This is a genomic window from Streptomyces sp. bgisy159 (genome assembly GCF_057707805.1).
In genome coordinates, this window is the sequence record NZ_JBYIQX010000105.1 from 1 (window position 1) to 2897 (window position 2897).

Sequence of the window (2897 nt, forward strand, 5' to 3'; positions counted from 1 at the left end):
AGCCTTTTCCAACCTGGTTCTGGCGTGCGGCTGTTGGACTGACAACGTGGTGAAGCCCCTGGTAGATGGGTTTTCGACCAAGAGAACCGGCTCCACCAGAGGCTTCACGTGCTTGTCTACCCGTCGGGCGTCGACGTGTCCAGCTCCGCCCTTCGCTTCCTCACGCAGCAGCTGCGGCGCCACCGCCGCGCGATCGGCTCCCGGTGGCGGCGCCTGAGCGCCGGCCGCCAGGCCCTTCTCACCCTCGCCCACCTGCGGATGGGCCACACCTATGCCCAGCTCGGAGCCGGGTTCGGCATCGGCACCACGACGGCCTACCGCTACGTCACCGAAGCGGTCGAGCTCCTGGCCGCTCTCGCCCCCGGCCTGACCGACGCGGTGCGTACCGCTTCGGCGAAGGCGTACCTGATCCTGGACGGCACGCTCCTGCCCATCGACCGCATCGCCGCGGACCGGCCGTTCTGTTGAGTCGGCACGGAGCGCGGTGCCGATGTTGCCATCGGTCCGTTTCTCCGTGCCGCTCGCCGAACCCGGCGTGCGGCTCTCACCGCACCGGGCTCTCCACGGTCTCTGCCGTTCAAGCGTGGTTGAGTGTCCAGGGGTTGGGGATCGTGTTGCCCCGGTAGCGATAGCGGGTGACCGCGATCGAGACCATGGGGAACAGTTCGATCCCGTCCGCCGAGAGCTTGTGCCACCGGCCGTTGCGGTCAGTGAAGCGTCGGCGTACGTCCTTCCACCTCCAGCGGTGCAGCACCATCCACCAGCTGGTCACCCGTCGCCATACGAAGTGGTCCAGGGTTTTCAGCGTGGTCTTGCATACCGCGCGCTTGAAGTAGTTGCCCCAGCCGCGCAGAATCTGGTTGATCCTCTTCAGCACGGTCCCCGGGTCCTGCTGCGACGTTCTGTTCGTCAGGGCACGGACCTTGTCCTTCAGCTGCCGGATGGGCCTCTCGGCGATGAAGGTGTAGACGTACCACTTGTTCGAGCCCCGCTTGCGGCGCCACTGGATGTAGAACCCAAGGAAGTCGAACCCGTCCGACATGTGCACGATCTGAGTCTTGGCCGGTGACAGCCGCGGCCCGAGAGGGTGCAGAACGTCGGCGATGTCCTCGCGCAGGCGGGCGACGTCGTCGCGACAGCCGTCGACCAGGACGACGAAGGCGTCCGCGTAGCGGACGATGCGCCAGTTCGGGCGGCCGTGATGACGGTGGTGTGCCCGCCTGCCTCTGGTGGACATCCGCCCGCCCGGCTCCCATGGCTCCATCACGTGCTCGTCGAGCGCGGACAGAGCGATGTTCGCCAGGAGCGGGGAGAGGACGCCACCCTGCGGGGTGCCGGTGAAGGTCTCCTCGCGACTGCCGCCCTCGGTGAGGACTCCGGCCTTGAGGAACGCCTTGACCAGCCGCAGCACGCGCTTGTCCTTGACCCTCGCGCGCACTCGGTCCATGAGGGCCGTGTGGTCGATGGAGTCGAAGCACGCCTCGATGTCCGCGTCCAGCCCCCATCGATAGCCGTTGGTGCCGTAGCGGTGGATCTCGGCGATCGCGTCGTGTGCGCGCCGCATGGGCCTGAATCCGTAGGAGACCGGCAGAAAGTCGGCCTCGAAGATCGGCTCCAGCACCAGCTTGAGAGCTGCCTGGACCACCCGGTCGGAGACGGTCGGGATGCCGAGCTTGCGCACCTTCCCGCTCCCGCCAGGCTTGGGGATCTTGCGTTCGCGTACCGACAGCGGGCGGAATTCACCCGTCTTCAGTACGTGGCGCAGGTCCTCCAGGTAGCCCGGGAGGCCGAGTTCCCGCTCGACGTTGACAACGGTGAGGTCGTCGACGCCCGGGGTTCGGGCTCCCTTGTTGCTCGCGACCCGTTCGAACGCCACGAGCAGCGTCGCCGGGTCGCACACGAGGTTGAACAGATCGTCGAACCTGCGGCCGTCATCGGCCACCGCCCAACGGTGAAGCTTGGCCTGCATCCCCGATACCCGCTGCCGGGGCCCGAGTTGGGCATCGGTCAGCAGAGCACCGCCATTCGGCGGCGCGTCTTTCGGCATGGCAGCGTCCTTCCCTTCTCGATACCGCTGCCGCCCTTCCCCAAGTGCCGGGCTTTCCCCGGCTCGGAGTACTTCGGCGGCTCCGCCCCCTCCCGGTACGGTCGGCCGACGGTGGACCCAGCCCGTCGCCTGCGCTGGGCGCGCAGGTAGAGGGCAGCGCCGGGACGGTTCCCGTGTTCGCTCGCTGTTCGATCGTCGGAGTAGGAGCCCGGCTATGCCCCCGCGGCCTCGCCACGGCTACCCCGCAGCACTTCACCGTGGCCTCCCCGCGCGACCGAAATAGACCACCCGGAAAGTTCCCCGCCGGCCGAACATCCAGCAGGGACGCACCGCATCCAGCCCTCATCCACCAGGTTCGAGCTGGCGTGCCTTAAGGAGGCGTAGACGCCGGTTCCTCGCGTACTCCTCGCCGTCTCGCTTGCCGGACCGCACCATCTGGCAGTACTGGCACGTCCCGGCTTTGTCGGGGCTGCTTCCCGCCCTCCCCGGCACCTCCCGGTTCAGGCTGCCCCCAGCTTCAACCGCCCTGCTGCGACAGGGCGATGGCGGTGGTCTTTCACCTCCACTCGAACAGCAAGCGCCTCACGGCGCACACTCCGGCAAACACAAGAGGCACGGGATGAACGTGCAGGTGATCGCCGACCCCTTCGGTCGGCTGCTGTGGGCCTCACCGGCCCTGCCCGGTGCCGTCCACGATGTTCGCGCGGCCCGTGAACACGGCATCGTCGACCCCTCGCCGAGGCAGACATCCCGTGCTGGGCCGACAAGGGCTACCGAGGCGCCGGCGGCACCGTCCGCACCCCGTGCTGGGGACGATGGGACACCCTCTCCGCAGGCCAGCAGGCGGTCA

The 2897-nt window shown here is 68.1% G+C and carries 1 protein-coding gene and 2 pseudogenes; 2 read left to right on the forward strand and 1 reads right to left on the reverse strand.

Annotation, left to right across the window (positions count from 1 at the left end):
- Positions 1–108: 108 nt before the first annotated feature.
- Positions 109–462 (forward strand): annotated as a pseudogene (locus AC3ET3_RS35955) (transposase family protein); the annotation flags it as partial.
- Positions 463–577: 115 nt separating this feature from the next.
- Here the strand turns inward: AC3ET3_RS35955 and ltrA are convergent.
- On the reverse strand, positions 578–1942 hold the full coding sequence (gene ltrA, locus AC3ET3_RS35960; protein WP_488191853.1) for a group II intron reverse transcriptase/maturase: 1365 nt from the start codon (positions 1940–1942) through the stop codon (positions 578–580).
- Positions 1943–2639: 697 nt separating this feature from the next.
- Here ltrA and AC3ET3_RS35965 point away from each other — a divergent pair.
- A pseudogene (locus AC3ET3_RS35965) lies at positions 2640–2897 on the forward strand (transposase family protein); the annotation flags it as partial.